Origin of the sequence: Flintibacter muris (genome assembly GCF_943192995.1) — a bacterium.
GTDB lineage: Bacteria > Bacillota > Clostridia > Oscillospirales > Oscillospiraceae > Lawsonibacter > Lawsonibacter muris.
Window position 1 is genome coordinate 1 of record NZ_CALPCP010000051.1, and the last position, 19748, is coordinate 19748.

Here is a 19748-nt window from a genome sequence, read left to right on the forward strand (position 1 = left end):
CAAGCAAGCAAGCAAGCAAGCAAGCAAGCAAGCAAGCAAGCAAGCAAGCAAGCAAGCAAGCAAGCAAGCAAGCAAGCAAGCGTAGCTATAACCATGTAGCTTCGCGGCTTTTTGATGCCATTATGGTGGATATATCGGTAATATAGAAGGCGTTTTTTGCCGCATGGATAACCATGCGGCAGGAAGCGTCTTTTTCTGTTTTCATAGCGGATTGTTGACAAACTGGAAATTGCAGAGGCACAAAGTAATTGAGAATAAGGAGGTCATCCCATGACAATCACACAGATGCTACAGAACCGCCAGCAGCAGCGCATCGGAGAGCTGGCCCAGAAGCAGCAGGGCAAGCCCCACGTCAATCCCTACGGCACGCCCGGCATGAGCCTGAACGACGCCGGCGACTACCGCAAGATGGTCCCCGTGGACGAGAGCGTGGTACAGCAGGTCAAGCAGATCGCCTTCGATCACATGAAAAACAGCTACGGGGTCAGCGACGGCGAGGACATCAGCAAGGTCATCCGGGACTACACCATGTCCCTGGCGCCGGAACAGCGGCTGAGTGCTTCCTGGACACTGAATGAGATCTTCCACAGCGAGGCCACCCGGCTGGGCGAGTACGTCCACCAGCAGGACCCCAGCTGGGACTGGGGCAAGCCCTTTGATACCAGCATCCTGGACGGCTACCGGCAGGGTGTGGATATGCAGGCGTAATTAAATAAGGAACAAATAGGAGGTAAAAACAATGTCCTTGATCGTATCACAGACACCCGTGAACCGGCTCCCCGCCGAACTGGTGAATAACGCCGCCTTTGTCAAGCAGGTTGACTTTGACCCTGTGCATCAGACCGCCGAAACCGGCCAGCCTGCGGAGAAAATTCATGGCGATGCCCTCCCTCGCTTTGATAAGGTGTCCATCAGTGAAAATGGGGCGACGCACATATACAGTGATCCCGCCATGTCTATTGAGGCCGGCCCGGATGCGCCTGCCTGGGACCCCGACGCGAAAATACGGGTCTATTACAACGCCCTCTCCGGCAGGGACTACTATCTCACCCAGGAGCGGGCACAGAACGGCGCGGTGGCGGATTATTTCTTTGAGCTGCGCACGGATGACATTGAGCAGCAGGCCAAAGCCATTGTCAGCGGCGAAGGGTATGACCCCTACCACCCGGCTACAGAGTTTTTTGTCAAGGGGCTGTGCCAGTGGTTCTCGGAGGATGACACCCAATCTGTTGCTCAGACCTTTGAGGCGGTATGCCGCGAATATGCGGGGATACTGGAGACCGGGCGGACCCCTGCCTTGTCGGAAATGAAAACCACCTTCTCCTTCTGCGGCGAAGAGGTCAGCGTTTCCAAGCTATTCGATATGGTGGAGGCCGGAAAGAAAATTTCACAGCAGTCCAACCAGTACGGCTGTGTTGGAACCAGTATGTATATTGGCCTCGCCGCTGAAGGGATGCTGAAATCGGCGGCGGTGAAGTACGCCAATACGCTGTCCTCTGGCGTCGGCAAGGCATTTGCGGACAATTTCACAAGGTTGTTTGATAACAGTGCAAAGAGCAGCGTCCAGAAGTGGAATGAGTGGAGCAAAACGGGTGTTAGCGGTACACTGCCGGAGGACTATCGTGACTACATCGCAGATCAGGCATCCTACGCTTATCAGATGTTTTCTCAGTCAAACCTGTCCAGCGGAGATGTTTCCGCAAAAATCAATCAGTTTTGTGTCAGGAACCAGTACGCATATGGAGGCGTGGCAACAACGGATTTCCGCAGCATTATGAATGGATATTATCAGGAGATCGTGAAGTTGCTTACATAACAGTAAAAATCGCTTTCCATATATGGCGTAAAATATCGGTCTTGCTCTGTGCTTTAGAAGAGAGGAAAAGAAATAAGCAGTGCGAGGATGAAAAGGAGAACCTTATATTATGAGAAAAGTATTATTTGCTATTTTTGCAAGTCTTTTCATGGGGCTTGTCGGTTTGATAGTTGGAGTGCTTGTTGATGAAGTCTTTGGCGGTGTGAACTTTGAATTTACGCCATACATCTCTATTGTATTTGTGATTATCACAATGGGAGCTTTTATACTCCATTCTATTGAAAAGAAAAGTGAAAAGTGCGGGTAGCGGGAGAAGCTGCACCTGGTTTACTTTTGCAGAGGAGGTATTGATTTGAAAAAAATCACGGTTCTTTTACTTGCGCTATCTTTGACGCTGACCCTCTGTGCCTGCTCTTCGTCGGACAAAATTCCATCCCTTGAAGAGATCGTAGAGAACGGTGCGGAGTGGAGCAACGAGCAGTTACAGCAGGCGCAAGGCTGCACACTGGCCGACCTGGAAAAAGCGTGGGGCGAGGCCGATGGCGAACTGCCCGGCGAGTACGCCTATTTCTGGAAGGTGGACGATACCACATCGGTCAATGTGTATTACCACAAAAACGCGGAGATCGAGCATATCACGATCACTGGCCTGGAAGAAGCCAGCGACACAGACGATGAACAGCTGACTGCACCAGACCCCCAGCCCACACAGATGTCTCTGGCGCAGGTGGGCGGCAGTGGCTTTGAGCTGTCAGAGGAGAACGCAAAAACAATCCTGCAAATCCTTGACTCCGGCAGTTGGGTGTCCGATGCGACGGACTGTGCCAGCGACTGTGTGCTGACCTTCGATGGCAGGACGGTCTACTACCATTCCGACTGCGGCACGTTCAATGAGCGGCTGGAGCAGGGCCATCAGAGCCTCCGTCTATCAGACGCAGATCGGGAAACTGTAAATGCTGTCATCCAGACAGTCATCCCTCACGATATATCCCCTAATGCTCCGGTGGAATAAGTCGGCCTATTTTATACCTTACTGGAGGCATCCTCATGTACTTTCCAAGCGATATGAACTTTCAATATTTCTTTTTCAGCACATACCCAGGCTTCTTTTTGCAGGCACTCCCTATTGCGCTGATTGCCGGGATAATCTATGCAGCCCGCCAGATCCGGCGGGGGCGGCGGCGTTCCACTGGAAGGATTATCTTGTCTTCGCTTTTCGTCTGCTATATCACCGGGCTCCTGTGCCTGACGCTTCTTAACAGCATCATTGGGGACATTTACTATTTTCTCTTTTACCATGCGCCCAGCGGAAGGAGTCACCACTGGTTCACTTTTGAGTATGATTTTATCCCTGATTTCTTCCACAACTTCGGTGCGGAGAACTTGGGCAATATTGTAATGTTCCTCCCTTTTGGCATCCTCTACCCGCTGTTCAGACAGGGCAGCACATGGAAACAGACGTTAATTGCTGGATTTGTGACTACACTGGGGATCGAGCTGCTGCAACCTGTATTTGGCCGCAGCTTTGATATAAACGATATTATCTTGAATTGTGTTGGGGTTACTGTGTCTACCGTCGTATTCTATACATTGAAGGTGGTCTTTTACCACGGCAGGGGGGCGCATAGATGAAAAAAGCGAAAAAGGTCTTCGGAATCCTTGTCGCAGCTGTTCTTGCAATAGCCATCCTGTGGGAGACTGAGGTTATCCCCAAGGGCATAGGAAGGTATGTCGCAGCAGAATAAGGAGTGACGATTTGCATCTAATATTGGGGTTTAGCGTTGGAAGATAGGTGTGAGATTATGAATTTTACTGTCTACGCAGGAATTGGAATTTTACTTGTTTTAACGATAATCGGAGTACTTATTTTGTTAAGACGCAATTCCTTCAAATCTGAAAATAGTAAGCGAATATGTATTGTGGCAGGGACTCTGCAAGCGGTCCATATAATATTGTATTTGACTGGATTATTGGAGAAAATCGCTCAAATCAATGTTTATATTGCATTCGGAATTTGTGCTGTTGTTTCCATCATATGTATTTTGATGTCTGGCTGGATGTTGCTGCCTTTTTCAAAGTTTAAGCATGGAATAAAGTATCTGCTTATGTTTATTGCTATACTTCAAGTGATTAGTACGATTATTATATTTTTGTTGCCCGAAGCGGGTATTCCACCGTTAATCCAATTTTCAGTAAATACATAAAAATCTACTTTTAGGAGGAACCATCATGAACATCCAAAATATAGGAAACATCCCCAACATCACCATCCAGATCACCACCGGCACGCCCCAGGCGGGCTTCCGCTGTGACCCCAGCGCCGCCGCGACTTCCGGCAGCGGCACGTCCCAGGGCTCCGCCCGACTGCTTCACCTGGACCTCTCCGACCGCAAGGGCTACCGGGAGGACTACTCCATCCGGGACGCGGCGGAAGGTCTGTGGAAGAAGGAAAATTTTGATTTCAACATCTTCGACCCCGCCAGCATTCAGCGGATGCAGGACCGTGTGCGGCAGGGCTCTTACACCATGAAGCCCACCGACGCGGAGCTGTCTGCCTACATGGACACCCTGCGGCAGAACGGTCTGGACGGCTCGGTGGACTGGAGCGGCCTGACGCGGGAGCTGGAGGCGTTCAAGACCACCACCCCGGAGGAGTTGGAGGACGGTCTGGACTATCTGGCTTCCCGCTATGTGGCGGCGCTGGATAAGCTGGAGCGCAATTACACCGGCGAGGAGCTGACCGCCCAGCTTGCCAAGCTGGAGGAGGTCTATCAGGCCGGGAAATCCGGGATGATCGACGGCTACACCCAGGCTTTGCAGGACAATCTGGGTCTGTCCGACAGCGACGCCCAGGCGGTCCGGGACAGCTTTTCCACCATTCTTGCGGAGAAAGGGGAGGCGTACCGGGGTGCGTTGAAGCAGGTCCATGAGGCAGTGGCGCAGACCGGTCCCGACAGCGTGTGGCTGAAGGACCACGACGCCTACATTGCCTCTCAGCTCCGGACGGCGGGCAAGGCGGGTAAGGCAGGTCAAAGCGAGGCCCGGTACTCGGTGCAGGACCTGGCCGCCGCCGGGAAAATCGCCCAGGACTATCAGGCGGAAATTTTCGGTGCGTCCTCCTGCGGGCGGGACGAGGCGAGGCTGGGCCTTAACCTGGCTATGGCGGACATGAAGGCGGAGACGATGATCTCCAAGGGACTGGTGAGCGAAAACATGGCTTCCCTGCTTCGGAACAGCCGCGCTCAGGGGCACGAAAACGCGCTGGCGGCACTGGATCAGGCTCTCGCCCGCCGGGAAAGCAACCGTTCATCCGGAGAACCCAAGGGGACCTTTGCCCCTGTGGACCGTTCCGTGTTCCAGGGCATCTACAACGCCACGATGAACGCCTACCGGCAGAACGGCGGCGATGGGGCCGGAGCCATCCGTGCTGGCGTCTCCGCCGGCCAGAAGCTGACCGCCCAAGCCGCCGCCCGGAACCCCCAGGCCCTGCGCTGGGGCATCTCCCAGGAGCACTACTGGAAGGAGTTCTACAAAACCCCGGAGGAGCGAACCCCCTCGCGTTTGGACACTCAAATCAATAACCTGCTGATTCAGGCGGGCCAACCCCCGAGGCCCCAGCGTTCTACCTATCAGGAGTATGTAAACCGCTGGCAGGACTTCCTTACAGCGATTGGCGGCGGAGTGAATATCCGGGCGTGATAAAGCACCTAAATAAATATCAAGTATTGCTTATGTTTAGAGGGAATTTGCTATGAGCATGAATAAAAGATTACTTGCTGTTGCGCTGGGGCTTTCGTTGCTTATATCGCTTGCGGCCTGTAGTAATCAAGGATCTCCATCTGGTAATCCTCCAGAAAATGGGGGAACAAGCGAGGTGTCCAATACCTCTGTTGAATACAATGAAGATGAATTTCTGCCGATTGGGTCAGTCGTTCTTCTGAAAGGCGGAAACAAGCGGATTATGATTTGCGGACGCATTCAGGCACAGGCGGGTTCTGATATCATTTATGATTACTCTGCCTGTTACTATCCGGAAGGAATTGTAGATCCGCAATCCATGTTCTTCTTTAACCGAGACGCTATCGAAACCGTGTATTTCCGTGGCTACGAGGACCAGGACGAATTAGATTATCGGCATGAATTGGAGCAGCTGGGTGAGTTGGAAATTCGGGACGGAGTAATTGTTTCAAAAGAGAGTTAAATGAAACTGATACCCATCCACGGGGTATGGTAAGCTATCCCTGACAGCAGATATTCAAAACGGAGGCAGCAATCATGGAACTGGAATGGGAACAGGGGCGGCAGTCTTCCCGTACCGCCGCGGCACTGGCTGGGGCGTTCCTGGGCGCGGCGCTGGGAGCGGACTGCTTTCTGGCGGCGAATTACCTGATCGGCGGGATTCCTGCCTTACTCTGCGGAGCAGCAATCGCGTTCTGGGCGGTCAAGAGTGGGGTGCTGTTTGCTGGCAGGAACAGCCAAGCCGTGGCGTTGCTGGCGCTCCTTCCAACACTTCTCTGGGGAATTTTTGTCAACCATTTGAGTTTCGCCCTCGCTGCCGCTCCTGGCGATCCAGCAGGCATACAACAGGCGTTCCTCAGTCCACTGTTCTTCACAGGCGGCACCAACTACTGGTTTCAGTTGGCTGGATTGTCAGCGGCAGCTTTGGGTTCCTGGACTACCCTATTCCGTGACGCAAAGAAAGAGCAGGAATTTCTGGAGCGGGCATCCCGCCCCTGCAAGCCTCCCCAGGAAGCGCCGCCCGCGGATCTGGAAATCTACCTGCCCAAGCACACCTGGATACGCCCCTGGCTCCTGCAACGGCGCATCGCCCAGGGGCTGTGGCTGGCAGTCCTCTTTCTCCTCGTCTGGCTGCCGGACCTGCTTGGACATGAGTTGGCCTTGTTCTACGCCCTATGCGGTATGGGCTTTAGTTTTTTGGCGATTGCTTCCCTGCCTGGACCCTCCGGGCAGGTTCTCGCGGCCCGTAAGGTGATGTACGCCCGAAAGGACGGACAGCTTTGGCTGATTGCCATGCAGCGCATCCAGGATACCATACTTCAAGTACGGTTCCCCAAGCTGGCGCAGATATGGGATCAACTGCCTCAGACCCAGCGGACCCGCTTCAAGGCGTCCATAGCCTCTCTGCTTTCAAAAGAAAATAACATTGCCGTCAAGATCAGCAGACCCAGTCTCGAATACCAGAACAAATGGAGATGGGTCATATCCAATGACGTGGGGCGTAAAGCCCCTATTCCAAAGGTCTATCCCAAATTCAGCCCGGTTCCCGGTGATACGGAACCACTCAAAGAGGCTGTGCCGGTTTGGTGGCGCAATCCTATGATGGCTCTGGTGATCACTGCCCTCTGCCTGTCGGCTGGCTTTGGCCTGGGCTTGCAGGAGGAGGAATACCAAGCCGCGCTCCTCCCGCCAGAGCCTCCCCCGGTGGAGTCTGTTGTACCTGACCCGGAGGATTCCACATCCGTCACCAATGCCATAGCGCCAAAGGTAATTGGAGACTACTACTTAAACGGCCTGATCCTCCGGACGGACGACGCCTTCCAGGCGTCCACAACCCAACTGAAGGATCAGGAAAACGGCCTGACCTACAAGATCTCCCTGCAATACGGTGTGGGCGAGGAAGCCGCCCAAATTTCCCTGGAGAGGACACAGGGAGAAAATGTCCGCTGCCTCCGCCCGGACAGTGAGGAATTCCTCTGGGGCATGGGGGACAACGGGGTCACCTATCGCTACAATCTTCGGACGGTGCAGCTCCCACACGAGCAGACTGCCCACACCGGTGCGGCCCTGTCCGAGCGGGGTACGCTGATCATCATTGAGTGCGTCCACGATGACGATGCCGATGAGGAGCTGGCCCGGGGCACCCTGCTGTATATGCTGGAAAACCTCCAGTTTACCGGGCCGGCCATTACAGAGGAAAACTATCAGGAGCAGCTCCGCCCGGCCATCAACATGGGCTTCAACTACTGCGGCCAGGCGTTCTTCAAGGCGCCGGAGGGGATGTTCGAGTATGATGTGTTTCTGGATACCTTCATGCCCTGCGGTGGAAAGATGACTTACTACGACGACGGTATCTCTATGATGACCAAGGCCCACGGCCTCCGGGTCTCCGCCGCCATTGTTCCAAACGAGGGAACTGCCATGGATGTGGTGGAGCAGGCGTATCAGGATCTGAAAGCGGCGGGGCGGCAGTACGATGAACAGACGCTGTTCCAGGACGCTTACAACGAGGAGGGCAACAACGCCTGCCGCCTCACGGTCTACTATGACGGGGGGCGCACCCGCGTCACGGTACTGGTGGCCATAGAGGAGCGGGAGGGGTGCTATCTCTTCAAGGAGATGACCTGTCTGCCCGAGGAGGTGGACAGCGAATATCAGGCGGTTTTCAAGGAGATGGAGACCACCTGCGGCATCGAAGTCTCTGTGATGGAAGACCTGGGCCGGCACAGCCAATAATAGAAAGAGAGGAAAAGTATGGATTTGGAATGGGAGCGGGAGAACCCCCGTGACAATGTGATCGCAGGTACTGTAGGAGCGTTTTTAGGCTCCCTGATCGGCGTGGCCTGCATCGTCATCCTCAGCAAACTGGGATATGTGTCCGCGGTGTCCGGCTTGGTCATGGCGGTGTGCGCCATCAAGGGCTATGCCCTGCTGGGAGGGAAACTCACCAAGCGGGGCGCGGTCATTTCCGGGCTGTTCATTCTTGTGATGACCTACATAGCCACAAAGCTGTGCTTTGCCCTTGCGGTGATGGAGGTCGCCACAGAGGAGGTCAGCTTTTTTCTGATCTATCAGAGCATTGGGCTGTTTCTGGAGGACAGTGAGCTGAGACGAATTTTCCTGGGAGAACTGGCGCTGCAATACCTCTTTACCTTGGTCGGCGGAATCCCGACCCTCATCTCCAGCCTCCGTAAGCCGGTCAAACGTCCGGAAGGCCCCGCTGAACCGGATGAACAGCCGCCCATCCAGGGGGAGTTCTACGCCCTGCGGAAAGACTGGATGCGTCCGCTGCGGCTGAGCGTTTTTGTACCGCTGCTGGTGATCATGGCCATATCGGTGGGCGGATTTATCGCCACCGCGTTTATCCAGGAAACCCGGTGGATGACCGCCATCGTCTTGGGCGGATTTATCAGCGGGGTGTTCCTGCTCTGCTGGTCGATCCCTACGCTCCAACTGTGCAACGCGTTCCATATTCTGTTCGTCCGGGCCGGAGGAAAACTGTGGCGGGTGGATTTGCAGCATTTTTGCAGCGTACAGAATTGGTGGAGCCAATCCTCCAGCAAGCAGGCAGCCATCAAATGGGATGTACTGTGTGAGATTAGCTGCCTGCTGGACGGCGAGACCCCCAGCTACGGCCCCGGCGCTGTGACAGAGCTGAAAGACCTCCAGATGGAGAAGGAGGACAGCTGGAGCTGGAAATGCTTCTATGAGTCCGAAGACGGCAAGCGGAAAAAGCTGCGGATCAGCAAGGGCTATCCCGACTTCTGCCCCGTCTCCGGACTGGAACGCTCCCAGGGACCGACACCCGCCCGCTGGATCTTCATTCCTCTCTCTTTTGTGGTGACCGCGGCGCTCATCGCCGGAATCTGGGCATTGGATATGTCTGTCTATGTCGGCCCAACGTGGAACCGGCCCCAGACCTCGGACTCCGCGCCGAAGGGGAGCACACAGCCGGAGGTCAAGAGCATTCCCACCAGGGTGCCGGAGAAGATCACGGAATATGAGATGTCCGAGGTGTGGTTCCGGGTGGACAGCGGCTTCAAGTACAGCCGCCGCACCTTCTTGGACGGTAATACCGGGACTCTATACCGGGCCTATGTTCAGTACGGTGTGGACGCCAGCGACGCTTGGAATACCCTGAGCCAGCATATCAGCGAATACCGTATCTCCCCTCTTTACGACCGATTTGACGCGGTATATCTGGATCAGGAGCCTCTGACCCCTCTAAATGAGACATCCCGGTACAATATCGTTTCGGTATACCTCACCGACGGTCAGGCGTTCCATACCGCCGCCGTTCTCTCTGATGACGGGACGTTGTTCACCATGGAGGCAGAGCAAAACGCCTCCGACAAGAGTGAGGATGTTCTGGCAAATCTGATGTTCACCCTGGAGAGCGTCCGCTTTGATGGGCCTGTGGTGACAGAGGAAAACTATCAGTCTCAGATCCATGTCTCTGAAGTCCGGGACTGCTCTTATATGGCGGCGGCCTATCTGAAAACCGACCTCTTTGGACACGACGCTTTTGTAGATGTATACGTCCCCTACAGCGATTCGCCCATCTACTCCGCCGGTGGCCGGGCCATCCGGACGGAGGCCCACGGGCTGCGGGTCTACGCCACCATTGTACCCGGAGAAAACGCCAAGGCGGTGGTGGACGCCCGCCAGCAGGAGCTGGCCGCAACGGGGCAGGTCTACGAGGACGGCGTGGATGACGAGATGTACCGGGAGGATCTGGACGCCGCCTGCAAGCTGACCGTTTATGAGGAGAACGGCCAGAAGCGTCAGGCCGTCCTGTACGCGGACAGCAAGTGGGAGGGTTACTACCTGCTCCGTGAGATCACCGGACTGCCTGAGCTGGTGGACGAGGAGTACCCCGCCGCTCTGAAGGAGCTGGAGGGAATCATCGGCCTGACCATGCCGGTGCTGGAGGAGCTGGGAGGCTAATGTATGAAAAAATGCACAGCGGGAATGTTCTCTAAAATTGTGGTGATCCTGCTTTTCGCCGCGTTTTTCCTGCCGATGGCGGGTCTATTCCTGTACTTGGCCGTCTTTGATCCTACACTGTCCCATGAGGAGCGCCTCCTGTTTGTGGTGGGAGCGGTTCTGTTCGGCGGACTGGTTTTATTCGCCGCCTATCGTGCGCTTTATCTCGGAACCGGATGGGTGGAGTATGATGCGGAAACAGTGATATTCCACTGCTCCCGGCGGGAACAGCACCGCTTCCGCTGGGAAGACATTCCAGGAGACAGAGTGCAGGCCGGCTGGCAAGGCGGGTATATGTTTGTGATTCTGGTTGGAGGACAGCAGCGGAAAGTGGGCCTTAGCCGGTTCTCGGCTGGGTTCAAAGACTTTGAGCGGACCCTGGAGGCAGCTGGGGTGCTGAAACGGATCGGCATCACAACAGCAGCAGATTTCAAGCGAAGTGCGGAGCAGATTTTTGGGCAGTTTGAGGAATACAGAGAAGCTCATCCCGGCTCCGTGAGGCCAAAGCCAGAGGGTGATTGCGTTCCCTGCCCGGACTGCGAGGGAACGGGCATTATTACAAAACGGATCTTGAAACTGGATATCGGAAAGGTGTGCAAGACCTGCAACGGCTCCGGATATGTGCCGAAGTAACTCCAGTAGTAGCTGGTCTCCTCCCCAGAGGATGTCCAGGAGGGCGGCAACAGCACCCTCTACATCGGTTTCTATCTCCCGGAGCTGAAGATGGCGGACTTGACCAACTGCAATGCCCTGTCCTATACCCAGTGGACGTTCCAGGAAAAGACGGCCTGAGAATTATAGATTGAGGTGATCGTATGACATTTGAAGAAATGGTTCAGCGCACCAGTCCCTATTTATTGTGCTGGATTGATCTCGCCATGACGCCAAAGAAGCTCACGGACATTGGGCAGCTGCGGCGGATCAAGCGTCTGGCAGACAAAGATTTTCCGGTTCCCCACAGCGAATATACCAAGCAGAAGCTGGCCCCCATCCAGGATATTTTGCAGTCCAGAACCGGCGACTGGGCGATGCTGGAAGAAATGACAAACCTCCAGGTGTTGGAGTTCCCCAAGCGTACTCCGCCCGGAATCATTGATGATTTCTCATTCCTCCCCAAGCTGAAAAATCTGTATCGTCTGCATTTGCAGTTCACCAGCTTTACGGACTGCTCCCTGCTCTCTGGCCTGACCCAGTTGAAAAGTCTGGCGCTCCCAGCCAGAAAGAAGCTGATCCACACCGAAGTGCTGGATACGCTGTCCTGCAAGATATACACGGACGAACCCACTTATCAGGATGACAGTTTCCCGCAGTATAAAGTCGTGCCTGCACAGGAAGTCTCTGTACCTGCATCCGGCACCTTTGTCGCCCGACTTTTGGAGTATGGTCAAAATCGTTTTATTAACGATGAACTGACAGATGATGTCTTAGAGAACCTTTTTGCGCTGATTTGGACTGGACAAATTGACTCCCTTCTCATTTCCCTGGATGAAAACGGAGAGGAAGACTTTTTCACCATGGATATTGAGGAGGGCTGGGCCGCACCCACGTTCAATATCTGGGATGAAAATGGTGATCCTGTCTACTTCCAGCCAATTAACGAGAAGTATCAGAGCGTGGAGGAGGATGCCCCTGTGGAGATTGGCGGACAGACCCCTGTACCTAAACGCTTTGCTCTGGATGATCTGGCTCTGGCCGCAGAGTGCGCTATCTACTTCGCAAAGACAGGGCAGCTGTCCCCTACTGTTCAATGGGCGGAGTTTTCTGAGTAGTGAAAATTTATCGCATGGGGCGGCGCAGGCTATGGCGAACAGTTTTGTTTGGGATTGTTCGGCCCTTTGGGACAGGGTGGAAATAGAAAGTTAAACAAGGAGGAAATGTCTACATGAACAACAAAGTACACTTGGACATTGATGGAATGGGAATTGTGTTTTTTTCAGCAGAAACGATGAAAGATGTAATTCCAGATACTGATTTTTTAACGTCTGAATTTACATCTCCCCAGCAAATTGCAAATCATATTAAAAAGGGCGATATTACAGCCTTTTGTACTGGGTCAAGTGGTAGCTTTGATATTCACTTTTTTAAGGGTTATCCATCAATTGATACATTGGAGAAGTTCCCCGTTTCAATCCGTTTGGCACTGGATGTTCAAGGCGGGTCTATACAATTTTGCGATTTGTTCTGGTTGTCAAAATGGAACACTGATTTTCCGCAAGATCAAATTATAGCACTTCCCGATGGATATTATGAAATGACGGTATGTACCTGTTTGCCGGAGTCAGGATATTGGGGGGATGAACAAACAATTTATATCTATTTTAACATGGTAGATAAAATGCCAGAATTGACTTGGACAGGAGTTCCATATCTTTTTACGGAAGAATAGATTAAAGATACATTGAATTTACGCTATCACCACCTGCCAACAGGAACGGCGTATAAAAAACCATTGGATGGTTCCCAATACTGCTCGGAGGTACTTATGCGCAGACTGAAAACCATCATCCCCGTAGCCGGGATCTGGCTGCTGATCCTCTCGGCGGTGTCCCTGTACGTCGCCATGCAGGCCCTGTCGGACATCCGCCCGGCGGAGGACTACGAAGATATAGGCGTCCTCACTTTCCAGCCCTATGACATTCTGCCGGTTCAGGTGCAGAACACCGGGGCCAGCAGCCGTGACCGCCGCATGAACCCCACCAAGACCGTCTACATGGTCTACTACCGGGCCACGGACGGCAGCGGCTACAAATGGAGCAGTGAGGCATTTTCTAAGGATCACGGCCAGCGGGTCGTGGAGGCTGGAGAAACCGTGGAGCGCCGAGTGCTGCGTATCCCAGCAGACGGAACTTACATTACCGTGGAGCCGGAGCAGAGCGCCGGGAGCTACACCGAAGGGCTTCGGCAAAAGTATATCACTGTCCTTGCGCTGGCAGGGGCCTATGTTCTGCTGTATGGGTTAGGGTGGTGTGTCTTGATATTCACAAAAAAATCAAAGAGAGGTTCGCAGGTATGGTAAAACAGAAAAGGCAATTACAAAAGGGGGCCGCACTTGCCCTGTCACTTTTGCTCCTGCTCGGTTCGCTGGCAGGCTGTGGGGGGAAGCCGCAGGAGGATGCGTCCAGCGCGGATGGGCCGACAAATACATACACGCCCCCGGTAAATGGGGATGGGTATATTGTTGTTACAATGCCCATTACGCTTACTGGTGGAAACACCGCAGAAGAATTAGAGTCACAACATCAAGCACTGATTGCCGGAATGAGCGAGGAAGAAATATCAAAGCTCTATTGGACGAATATCACCGCAAACGAGGACGGGAGCTTTAATTACATACTCACGCCTGAACAATTCCAGCGGATAAAAGAGACATCCTATATGTCGGGGAAACTGATTGATGCCGCAACAAATACTTTCCCAGCGGAGTTTGTTAAAGCTACAGAATATACAGACATCGACAAGGATGGAATACCATGGGCGCTGGCCGTATCCGTTGATAAAAAACTGTACGAAAGTTCGGAACTGGTAAATTCTCTCTATGTAACGGTAGGTCCGTCTATCTACATCGGAATGTATCAAATTCTCTGCGGCGTCCCCGGTGATGAATGGGCCGCTCATGTGACCGTGAAAGACGCAGATAGCGGCGAGGTGATTTCAGAACACGACTTCCCCACCCGTGGCGAGTGAGCAGATGCGGAAGGAAGAAACGTCTGAAATCAGAAAGATTGCTCAGATATGCAAAATCGCAATGGAGTGCATTGTCAGCGGCCATTATAGACCGCTGGAAGATCGCCACGCTCTTACAAGAGTATCCGAACAGGATATCAGGCGCGTTTTGAAGGAGTACAACTCCAAGGAGCTGCCCGTTATGCCCCCGGACACCTATTTTGAAGAATCGGCGTATGTAGGCGAATACCGGGACGGCTCCGGCTGGTATGTCGATATTAACCTCTGGTATCCTGATGGGGAGAGCGACCTGACACTGCAACTGGATATTAGGAAACGTGGAAACCATCTGGCGTTTATCATTGATGATCTTCATGTGCTTTGAGCACCAAGAAAGAGAGGTTTGCAGGTACGATGAAACAGAAAAGACGATACCAAAAGGGGGCTGCGCTTGCCCTGTCGCTTTTGCTCCTGCTCGGTTCGCTGGCAGGCTGTGGGGGCAAGCCGCAGGAGGATGCGTCCGGCGCGGACGGGGCAAATACCCCCTCCGACAATAACACCGAATACAGACCCTCCAGTGTGAATTATGTGTCGCCCACAAACAGCTATACCCCAGACACAAATGCGGATGGATATATTGTTGTCACGATGCCATCCTCTATTATCTGGATTTCTGGTGCTACGGCATCAGAGTTAGCCGCAGATTTCCACAGCACAAATCCCCCTGATGAACGTATTACGGACATCGTGGCAAATGAAGATGGAACAGCGGACTATCTTTTTACCCCAGAACAATTTGAACACTTCAAAAAAGACACTTATGATACTGGATGTTATGCGTATGGAGTGGGCAATTTTCCGCAGTCTATCAAAACCGTAGAGTATACTGAGATTGACGAAAATGGAATACCTTGGGCCGCTGTTGTTACTATGGATGCTGCGCTTTATACTGCCAGCGACATGGACGCGCTGCTGGGATATTCATACGGTGTAGCGTGGCCCGCAAACTATATAGGCCAGTATCAAATTTTCTGCGGCATCCCCGGTGATGAATGGGCCGTCCATGTGACCGTGAAAGATGCTGACAGCGGCGAGGTGATTTCAGAACACGACTTCCCCACCCGTGGCGAGTGAGCCAAAAACATGGGAGCATTTCTTTCGATAGGGGAGATCGGTTATGAAGAAATTTCGCAAATGGATACCGCTGTTTTTATTTCTGGGGCTGCTCCCGGCCCTGCTGACCGGCTGCAATCCGGAGTCGGGCACATCTTACGAGATCATCTACCCCTCCGGCCTGTCCCGCGGGCCGTGTGACTGGGAAGACGTTGTGCCGGTGGAAGGTGCGCCCTATCAGTTGACGAGCGGGAAATCAGAGAATTTTGAGAAAAACCGCTCCTATGATTTATGGGTTCTGGATGAAAATGGCGAAATGTTGTACGAGTACCCGGAACTGGGCCATAGCGTGGTCCGCGGTGAGGCGGGTAATCAGGAAAATACCGTTTGGGTGAGCTGTGAGCTGTGGAACACACCCCATCACTCTGGATACCTCAATGGCTGTCTGGAGGAGAGTACGTTGTTGCTGCTGGATATGGAAACCGGAGATATTCTGTTCCAGGCTGAAGTGGGGGAAAATGAATGTTACATCACTTCAAAAGAAACGCGGTGCTATTTTTACAAGCCGGGTGAGCCGGAGAGCGAAAAACTGTTTGGTCTGCTGAAAACGCCTGCCAAAAGCGCGGAACTCTACTACCGGGACACCGGGGACTGGGCAGAGCCGCATACCGTCTACACTTTTGACTATGTGGACGAACCCAATATGGATGGCAGCGGCGTAGAGGATCGCGCCAAGTTTTATCTCTCAGAAAATCAGATCAGGGTAGCCTGGACATCCTATGAATCAGTTGGGAATCAATGCTGGGAGTATTTGGAGAAAAAGGTTTATGAGATCCCACTTGCCGAAAGTGCCGGCGAGTGAGCCAAAAGCGTAGACGAGGCGGCGCGGGTTATGGCAGATAGTTTTGCCCAAAAAGACAGGACTTTGATTGAGAAAGGGATATTTACATGATTGCTGCGATTTTTGAACATCTGGCGGGAAAAGAGATCTGTTCCACACCAGAGGAAGTAAAGGCCACCTTAGATAAGATGGTTGACGGAGGAAATGCTTTCGACATCTACAAAACTGCCGATTCTCTCTATCCTTATATAAGTGTTTTAACCCGTGGCGAGTATACTTATATCTGGTTCGCCCCAGAGGATGAATCCTCCGCAGGATTTCAAGCCTATGGTGAGGAATTGGGGCTTGATCCCGAAGGTTCTGTGGACTTTTATATCCCTGAGCTTACGGTGATCAGCAACGACTATATCCTCACCAGGGAAACGGCTGTTCAAGTGGTGCTGGCGTTTTTGGAGATGGAGGAATGGCCCACCTGCCATGAAGAATTGCCTGACTGCGTTGAGTGGGAAGAATTATAGAGGCTCAATCCACTAAAACCAGGAAATAGCCTGCAAGAATTTTGAGGGATATGTATGAGACGGGAAGAAGACGATTTTGCCGCTTATAGGCAGCAACAGAATAACCGGGCTGCTCCCTTTTCCTACATATACCCGCAGATGCCGCCCCGGTTTCGCTGGTGCCGCCGCTTCGCCCAGGCGCTGTTCCTGATAGAGTGGGGAGGCTTTGTGGTGCTGGTTCTCAGCAACTTTCCAGCGGGTGTTGTGGCGCTGCTCTGGGGCAAGAAGGCTCTGCTGGAGGGAGTTGGGGCCATGGCGTTCCTGCTCTCTATGGTATCCTTTGTGCTGCTGCCCCTGGCCTTCCTCGCCAGATGGCTGAGGCATACGGCGAAACTCTTTTGGCACTGCCCTTGCTGCGGACAGCCTTTCCCCTACTACGCCCCGGATGGTAGGCATGAGGAAATGCGGAACAAGGAGTGCTGCTATACCCTCCGGCAGATGCGGATCGGATATGTGAAGACAAAGCTCTGCCCACTGCTGATCCCATCGGAGTGTCCGGCGTGCAGACAGAAGTTTTTTAAGATGGAGCAAAGTAATCTAAATGGAGGAAGAACATGCTTGATAGTCATTTGTCTGCTTTTTTGATGCGCTCCATTTGCGATGTCTTATGTTGCGGGGAGTATGATACAGCCACTCTCGTTCTGGAAGAAATGGGCTGGACTGTGGATGAAGCATATCAAGAGGATTTTCCCACTCTTGACATGGATGCTTTATTAAAGCAGAAATCTGAGTATGGAGCGGATGCCGTTTGTGGCTGTGCATACGACGAGGAAAAGCATCTGCTGATCGTTGCCAAAATTGATAGAGGCAACAGTAGAAATAGCCGAATTATGACATATCAAAAGCAGTAGGACGGTTGAGGTTAACGCCGAGAAAAGCCATAGCTGAAAACGCATTCCAACAACCGGAGGTGACCTATGAAGAACGAAGCGCAAATTCGGATATTGCTGCTCCAGCAGTATCTCTGCACCCTTACAGATGAGGAGCACGCCGCCTCCGTTTCAGACATCCTCCAATTCTGGGAATCCCACGGCATCCAGGCCGGACGCAAGAGTGTGTACGGCGACATCCAGATCCTGATTGACCAGGGCGTGGACATCGTCTGTGTCAAGAGCACCCAGAACCGCTACTTCGTCGGCTCCCGCCTGTTCGAGCTGCCGGAGCTGAAGCTGTTGGTGGATGCGGTGGAGTCCTCTCACTTCATCACCAGGAAGAAAAGCGCCAGCCTGATCCGCAAGCTGGCCTCCCTCACCAGCCAGGAGCAGGCCAAACAGCTCAACCGCCCTGTCTACATGGAGGGCACAGCGAAGCAGGACAACGAGGCAATCTACTATGCGGTGGACATGATCCACACCGCCATCCAGGAGAAGCGGCGGATCGCCTTCCAGTACATAGAGTACACCGCAGAGAAAGAAAAAGTCCTCAAGCACGACGGCTATCGGTACGAGTTCAGCCCCTATGCCCTGATCTGGAGCCGGGACTATTACTACGCCGTGGGCTGGTCGGAGAAACACGGCAAGCTGGCCCAGTTCCGTGTAGACCGCATGACCGCTGTGAAGCTGCTGGTGCAGGAGGCCATACCAGCGCAGGACTTCGACCCCGCGGCGTATGTCCACCAGGTGTTCGGGATGTTCGGAGCCGACATCCAGAGGATAACACTGCTGTGCGAGAACAGCACCATGCGCAGCGTTGTAGACCGCTTCGGAGAGGAGGTGCAGACGGAGATCGTGGACGGGGCGCACTTCCAGGCCACCGTGGATGTTGCCCCCAGTCCGCCCTTTTTCGCTTGGGTCTTTACTTTTGGTGGGAAAATCCGTATCATGGAGCCAGAGGAGATTGCGGTGAAAATGAGAGGGATGGCAAGATGGTTGCAATAGCACTACTTCCGAGGTATAATCAGAACAATAAATCAAATTTTGTGAAGTTGAAGGACGGAAAAATTTATGGAACCTCAAATTATTTCTAAGCAAGAAATTATTCCCTCATTTGATGCTAATGCGGTCACAGTCAAACATATTGAGTATTATCCATATGGGGGAACATACGATGAAGATGAAATCACACCAGTGCTTATTTCCAAAATATTAAAAGAAGTTCCTAAAGGTATAGGGATTTACTTGTTCTTAGACCCTGATGGAGAATGTGATTGGCTGGAAGTAGTATCTGATGGAGAATGGCTATTCCTTGGCTATTGTTTTCAGGATGAAAGCGGTAGATTTGATAATTGGTATTCTTATAATCCTGTTTTTGCTGATACAATCGACCGGATCAGGGATGCAGATTTTTCTGATAAAGACATATACACACCTATAAATAGTGGAGGACAGTCCCCTATACCCAAAGTTTATGCACTAACAGATATGGATGTTGGGACGAAAGCTGTTGAGTATTTTATCCGAACTGGAGAGCGTTATCCAGGAATCGATTGGTCGCGTTAGCTTTGACAATTCCAGCCTATCGCCCAATACAGTGTCAAAAAAAGTCGAAACCTCGTGAGGTGTTCCCAACTGGGGACACCTCATTTTTGCCCCCTTGTCAATCGAACAAAGATGCGATATACTATGTTCAAGCTGTTCACCGCCAGGTGAACGATAAAGGGGGTATGCACGTTGAATCAGACATTCGGCGCCTTTGTCCGTCAGAAGCGGATGGCGCAGGGAATCTCCCTCCGGGGGCTGGCCATGCGGCTGGGCTTGTCTCCTGTGTATATGAGCAACATCGAAACAGACCGTAAACCGGCGCCAACCCAGGAGAATCTGGACAAGCTGGCGGAGGAACTGCATCTGAGCAAGGCAGACCGGGAGCTGTTCCTGGATCTGGCAGCCGCGTCCCAAAAAATGAAGGTCCCGGCAGACCTGCCGGAGTATATCATGGAGCGGGACATCGTCCGCGCCGCTCTGCGCACCGCCAAGGAGGTGGATGCCACTGACGAGGAGTGGCAGGAGTTTATTGACCGTATCACCAAACGGACGTCCAAGAACAGGAGGGATGGACCATGACAAATATCTATTATCAGGAACAGGTGCTTGAAAAT

At 52.9% G+C, this 19748-nt stretch carries 24 protein-coding genes; all 24 read left to right on the top strand.

Annotation, left to right across the window (positions count from 1 at the left end):
- The first annotated feature begins 270 nt into the window (after window positions 1-270).
- Window positions 271-708 carry a DUF3879 family protein gene (locus tag NFS22_RS20810; protein ID WP_251319614.1) on the top strand — a complete coding sequence of 146 codons (438 nt, stop codon included), beginning with the start codon at window positions 271-273 and terminating at the stop codon, window positions 706-708.
- A 31-nt stretch (window positions 709-739) separates the two neighbouring features.
- On the top strand, window positions 740-1816 hold the full coding sequence (locus NFS22_RS20815; protein ID WP_251319615.1) for a hypothetical protein: 1077 nt from the start codon (window positions 740-742) through the stop codon (window positions 1814-1816).
- A gap of 109 nt (window positions 1817-1925) precedes the next feature.
- A complete protein-coding gene (locus NFS22_RS20820) occupies window positions 1926-2123 on the top strand; it encodes a hypothetical protein (RefSeq protein WP_251319616.1) in 198 nt (65 codons plus the stop codon).
- A 45-nt stretch (window positions 2124-2168) separates the two neighbouring features.
- Window positions 2169-2828 (top strand): hypothetical protein, encoded by a 660-nt coding sequence (locus NFS22_RS20825; protein ID WP_251319617.1) that lies wholly within the window; start codon window positions 2169-2171, stop codon window positions 2826-2828.
- A 35-nt stretch (window positions 2829-2863) separates the two neighbouring features.
- Window positions 2864-3448: a VanZ family protein gene (locus NFS22_RS20830; protein ID WP_251319618.1), complete on the top strand. Its 585-nt coding sequence runs from the start codon at window positions 2864-2866 to the stop codon at window positions 3446-3448.
- Between the two features lie 170 nt (window positions 3449-3618).
- Window positions 3619-4020: a hypothetical protein gene (locus tag NFS22_RS20835; RefSeq protein ID WP_204791485.1), complete on the top strand. Its 402-nt coding sequence runs from the start codon at window positions 3619-3621 to the stop codon at window positions 4018-4020.
- A 25-nt stretch (window positions 4021-4045) separates the two neighbouring features.
- On the top strand, window positions 4046-5515 hold the full coding sequence (locus NFS22_RS20840) for a hypothetical protein (RefSeq protein ID WP_251319619.1): 1470 nt from the start codon (window positions 4046-4048) through the stop codon (window positions 5513-5515).
- Window positions 5516-5567: 52 nt separating this feature from the next.
- Window positions 5568-6017 (top strand): DUF4176 domain-containing protein, encoded by a 450-nt coding sequence (locus NFS22_RS20845; RefSeq protein WP_325236209.1) that lies wholly within the window; start codon window positions 5568-5570, stop codon window positions 6015-6017.
- A 74-nt stretch (window positions 6018-6091) separates the two neighbouring features.
- Window positions 6092-8290 carry a hypothetical protein gene (locus NFS22_RS20850; protein WP_251319620.1) on the top strand — a complete coding sequence of 733 codons (2199 nt, stop codon included), beginning with the start codon at window positions 6092-6094 and terminating at the stop codon, window positions 8288-8290.
- A gap of 18 nt (window positions 8291-8308) precedes the next feature.
- Window positions 8309-10501: a hypothetical protein gene (locus NFS22_RS20855; RefSeq protein ID WP_251319621.1), complete on the top strand. Its 2193-nt coding sequence runs from the start codon at window positions 8309-8311 to the stop codon at window positions 10499-10501.
- A gap of 3 nt (window positions 10502-10504) precedes the next feature.
- Window positions 10505-11173 carry a DnaJ-like cysteine-rich domain-containing protein gene (locus tag NFS22_RS20860; protein ID WP_023348411.1) on the top strand — a complete coding sequence of 223 codons (669 nt, stop codon included), beginning with the start codon at window positions 10505-10507 and terminating at the stop codon, window positions 11171-11173.
- A 182-nt stretch (window positions 11174-11355) separates the two neighbouring features.
- Window positions 11356-12309, top strand: a complete 954-nt coding sequence (locus NFS22_RS20865) for a hypothetical protein (protein WP_251319622.1) — start codon at window positions 11356-11358, stop codon at window positions 12307-12309.
- A gap of 113 nt (window positions 12310-12422) precedes the next feature.
- The gene (locus NFS22_RS20870) at window positions 12423-12926 is read left to right on the top strand and encodes a hypothetical protein (RefSeq protein ID WP_023348413.1); all 504 of its coding nucleotides are present in this window, start codon (window positions 12423-12425) and stop codon (window positions 12924-12926) included.
- A gap of 96 nt (window positions 12927-13022) precedes the next feature.
- On the top strand, window positions 13023-13556 hold the full coding sequence (locus NFS22_RS20875; RefSeq protein WP_251319623.1) for a hypothetical protein: 534 nt from the start codon (window positions 13023-13025) through the stop codon (window positions 13554-13556).
- Window positions 13550-14224 carry a hypothetical protein gene (locus NFS22_RS20880; RefSeq protein ID WP_251319624.1) on the top strand — a complete coding sequence of 225 codons (675 nt, stop codon included), beginning with the start codon at window positions 13550-13552 and terminating at the stop codon, window positions 14222-14224. Before NFS22_RS20875 ends, NFS22_RS20880 begins: the two co-directional genes overlap by 7 nt.
- Window positions 14225-14228: 4 nt before the next feature.
- A complete protein-coding gene (locus NFS22_RS20885; protein ID WP_251319625.1) occupies window positions 14229-14588 on the top strand; it encodes a DUF7668 domain-containing protein in 360 nt (119 codons plus the stop codon).
- Window positions 14589-14617: 29 nt separating this feature from the next.
- Window positions 14618-15337 carry a hypothetical protein gene (locus NFS22_RS20890; protein ID WP_016323174.1) on the top strand — a complete coding sequence of 240 codons (720 nt, stop codon included), beginning with the start codon at window positions 14618-14620 and terminating at the stop codon, window positions 15335-15337.
- 43 nt (window positions 15338-15380) lie between these two features.
- On the top strand, window positions 15381-16178 hold the full coding sequence (locus NFS22_RS20895; RefSeq protein ID WP_251319626.1) for a hypothetical protein: 798 nt from the start codon (window positions 15381-15383) through the stop codon (window positions 16176-16178).
- 86 nt (window positions 16179-16264) lie between these two features.
- Window positions 16265-16675, top strand: coding sequence for a hypothetical protein (locus tag NFS22_RS20900; RefSeq protein WP_251319627.1), 411 nt, complete (start codon window positions 16265-16267; stop codon window positions 16673-16675).
- Window positions 16676-16729: 54 nt separating this feature from the next.
- The gene (locus NFS22_RS20905) at window positions 16730-17299 is read left to right on the top strand and encodes a hypothetical protein (RefSeq protein ID WP_251319628.1); all 570 of its coding nucleotides are present in this window, start codon (window positions 16730-16732) and stop codon (window positions 17297-17299) included.
- Window positions 17269-17565, top strand: coding sequence for a hypothetical protein (locus NFS22_RS20910; protein WP_251319629.1), 297 nt, complete (start codon window positions 17269-17271; stop codon window positions 17563-17565). Before NFS22_RS20905 ends, NFS22_RS20910 begins: the two co-directional genes overlap by 31 nt.
- Before the next feature lie 66 nt (window positions 17566-17631).
- On the top strand, window positions 17632-18591 hold the full coding sequence (locus NFS22_RS20915; RefSeq protein WP_251319630.1) for a helix-turn-helix transcriptional regulator: 960 nt from the start codon (window positions 17632-17634) through the stop codon (window positions 18589-18591).
- 66 nt (window positions 18592-18657) lie between these two features.
- On the top strand, window positions 18658-19152 hold the full coding sequence (locus NFS22_RS20920) for a hypothetical protein (RefSeq protein WP_251319631.1): 495 nt from the start codon (window positions 18658-18660) through the stop codon (window positions 19150-19152).
- A 171-nt stretch (window positions 19153-19323) separates the two neighbouring features.
- Window positions 19324-19713, top strand: a complete 390-nt coding sequence (locus NFS22_RS20925; RefSeq protein WP_251319632.1) for a helix-turn-helix domain-containing protein — start codon at window positions 19324-19326, stop codon at window positions 19711-19713.
- Window positions 19714-19748 lie beyond the last annotated feature (35 nt).